Origin of the sequence: Aidingimonas halophila (genome assembly GCF_900106955.1) — a bacterium.
In the GTDB taxonomy this organism is placed as follows: Bacteria; Pseudomonadota; Gammaproteobacteria; order Pseudomonadales; family Halomonadaceae; genus Aidingimonas; species Aidingimonas halophila.
Map to the genome: position 1 here is coordinate 1 of NZ_FNNI01000016.1, position 2,923 is coordinate 2,923.

3 protein-coding genes and 2 pseudogenes are annotated in these 2,923 nt (G+C 58.0%); all 5 read right to left on the reverse strand.

Annotation, left to right across the window (positions count from 1 at the left end):
* Positions 1-438 (reverse strand): annotated as a pseudogene (locus BLW01_RS18215) (hypothetical protein); the annotation flags it as partial.
* Positions 439-445: 7 nt separating this feature from the next.
* Complete coding sequence (locus BLW01_RS18220) at positions 446-847, reverse strand: hypothetical protein (RefSeq protein WP_092572448.1); 402 nt, start codon at positions 845-847, stop codon at positions 446-448.
* The gene (locus BLW01_RS18530) at positions 844-1,062 is read right to left on the reverse strand and encodes a hypothetical protein (protein ID WP_092572450.1); all 219 of its coding nucleotides are present in this window, start codon (positions 1,060-1,062) and stop codon (positions 844-846) included. Before BLW01_RS18530 ends, BLW01_RS18220 begins: the two co-directional genes overlap by 4 nt.
* 2 nt (positions 1,063-1,064) lie before the next feature.
* Positions 1,065-2,042 (reverse strand): tetratricopeptide repeat protein, encoded by a 978-nt coding sequence (locus BLW01_RS18230; RefSeq protein ID WP_229806543.1) that lies wholly within the window; start codon positions 2,040-2,042, stop codon positions 1,065-1,067.
* A gap of 2 nt (positions 2,043-2,044) precedes the next feature.
* Positions 2,045-2,923 (reverse strand): annotated as a pseudogene (locus BLW01_RS18235) (hypothetical protein); the annotation flags it as partial.

The following is a 2,923-nucleotide window of genomic DNA, read 5'->3' on the forward strand; positions in this document are numbered from 1 at the left end:
CAGCGGCTGGCTGACGTCCATATAACGGCTCAGCATATCCCACATGGCATAGCGCTCGGCGATGCTGCCGGTATCGGTGGGGAAGGTGAACTCCAGTGGCAGGCCGCTGCACTTGTCCTTGCTGAACTGCGGATAGCGGTGGCGCACCTTGAGAGTATGATACTGGTTACCCTTCATGTCCGCGCTCATTTCGATGAAGGCATCGAACTCGTAGAAGGGAAAGTTGCCCTGAAAGCTCTTGACCAGGCCGGAACGCCGACAGAAGGCGACATCGTCCGACCAGTTCTTGTTACTCTTGTAGAAACGAATGCTCTGAGTTTCAAAGAGTCTTCTCAGCGCAGTGCATAGCCCGCAAACCGCCACTACAATCGCTAGAGGCGTTAGTGCGGCCAGGATGGTATCAGCGGCAAAGAGAAACAAGATAGTACAAGCAGCCACGATGCTACTAATAAACCCCCCCCCCCCCCCCCTTACCTCCACCAAGCCCAATAAAGCTTAAACCATGTGTCCAGAAAACGAACCAGAAACGAAAGAAGCGATAGATCAGACCGACATCTTCATCGACAAACTGCGACCAACGCATCTCGTTGATCATGTTGTAATCGTGAAAGTCCTTCTCCCCCATGTACTCATAGGGCATGTACCAGGACTCCGAGTACTCATATTCGAATTCCGAAGGATTGACGCCGATATAATGCCCCCAGGGCAGGCGCGCCATATCGAAGGCGTCGCCCAACTTGCCAAGCTTGCCCTTGGGCGGTGGCGGCGCCTGGCGGGGGATACGCTCGGCCGTGAAGGCCGTTTCCTCGTACCCTTCCTGTTCTTCCGGATGCGCAGCGTCGCTCATGTCCTGCCTCCTTGCTGGTAGTAGTACATGGCCTCCACATCACCGGCTTCGGCAGCAGGCTCCAAATAGGGAATGATCTCCCCCGAGATACCAAGGCCGTACAAACGCATGCCTTCGTCCTTCGCCTCCTGAACCTCGGGCTCCAGGGCCCAAGCCAAAAGCGGCCATGCTAGCCAGGCTGTCAGCAGCATCGTCGCCGGCCACGATGGTCGCATCTTTAGAACCCGAAGCGAGGTGGGAAGTTAGATAGAGGCGGCTGCTTGTTTTGCCATTCTTCGGCTAGAGATTTTGCTTCTTCACACTGTTCATCCGTTACTTGATCGCGACGGAGCCGCATGCTTCTCTCTGATGAAGGGCCACCTACTTCTTCATTAATGGCATATAGAATTGCCCAGCCTACAACAGGCTTTTTTTCAGTATTGCAGCGGGGTGCTTCATCAGGATTCAGGTAGCAATTTGCCAGCCAACGCCGCCCGTTAAGATCTCCAGCCTCGGATGATTTTACCGTCCATTCCCATGCGTCTTTGTACCTCTCAAGATTGCTCAGAGTAGCAGATAGCCTATCCATCGCCGGCACATAGCCCTGCTCCGCGGCCTTACGAAACCATTCCTCGGCAGCCTTCAGACGCCTGGATTCCAGAAAGTACCAACTCTGGCCATCGAGGATATACTTGCCCAGCCTGGTCTGGGCCTCCGGATTGCCCTGCTCGGCGGCCCTTTCCAGCCAATCTTGGGCTTCACCGTCCTCGTCCAGGGCGCGATAGATATAGTTGAGCGCGAGCATGGCCTCGGTATCGCCATCTTCGGCTTTGGGCAGGGTCTCGGCCAGGGCCTTCTCGCGCCAGCCTTCGGCATTCTCCGGACATTCATCGCCGGCCACACAGGCACCGCCCTGGAACAGGCGCAACATGGCATAGGGATCACCCTGTTCGGCGGCCTGGAGATACCAGTCCATGGCTTCCTCGGTCAGTCCCCTGCCCAGCAGGCGCGTCGCTTCACCCAGGTAGTACATGGCTTCCACATCGCCGGCTTCAGCTGCCTTTTCCAGATAGGGCTGCATCTTTATCCATTCATGCTGCCCCCACAGTCGCATACCTTCGTCCTTGGCCTCCTGAACCTCGGGCTCCAGGGCGATGGCGGTGCCGGGCAACGTCAGCAAGGTGCCGGCGAGTAAAATATGGGCAAGACGCATCATCCTTACGACTCCCGGTAGGTCACATGTGTGCCACCTGGTGTCGTCACCAGCTGGCAGTGGGTATCGATGTCTTTTCCTAAGCGGTTGGCAATATCGATATAATTGCTTCTTGCCCTAAGGACTTCTGGCACCACGGATCCTCTCTCTTCCATAAATCGATCCAGCCGATAACGGTTCTCGCAATAAGCCTGTCCGCGAGCAGCACGATTATTGCTGCCATTTTCGCTGTTGTCGGCACCGGCATATTCGCCATCCGCCGACATCCGGGCCACGGCCTTCTCGAACAATCGCTGGGCAGTACTGCGACGATAGCGCCCGCGCATATAGCCCTGCTCGATCCACTCCAGGCATCGGGCGATGGCGATCTGCTGCAGGTCGATGGCGGCGTCGCGGCCGAAGCGTTCATCTCCCACCGTATAGCCCCATAGGCTCGGCTGGATGACCAGGACGTTCAGCAACGGCCACAGCGCTTTGGGGGGAAGATGCTGCACCCAGGCCTGTGTTTCTTCCTGGCGCGGATCATTGACGATGGCGTTGGCGATAACTCCAGCGCGGTCACTCTGGGTCAGCTGGTTGTAGAGTCGCCGAATGCCGTCCCGGCCTCGAACGGCCAGCAGCCCCACGTCCAGCAGCGTGGGGGAAAGCCCTCGCGGCCAGAGCTGCGGCCACGCTACCGCCGGGGCAGACGACAGTGCACCTTCCCTGGCGAGGCTATGTGACACGGCATCCTTGCCATGCGCTGAATCGATGCCTCGATGAAGCCGATAGCCACCGAGGCTCGAGAGGTTCAGCGCTGCGAATCGTGCTGGTCTGAAGCGCTTTCCGACGAGCCCGCCTCGGGGCGCTCCACGAAACGCACGTCCTTGGTCGGCGCATGCGCA

Coding starts and splice junctions, on each gene's coding strand:
- BLW01_RS18220 (WP_092572448.1), bottom strand. CDS start 847: ATGAGCGACGCTGCGCATCCGGAAGAACAGGAAGGGTACGAGGAAACG.
- BLW01_RS18530 (WP_092572450.1), bottom strand. CDS start 1,062: ATGCGACCATCGTGGCCGGCGACGATGCTGCTGACAGCCTGGCTAGCA.
- BLW01_RS18230 (WP_229806543.1), bottom strand. CDS start 2,042: ATGATGCGTCTTGCCCATATTTTACTCGCCGGCACCTTGCTGACGTTG.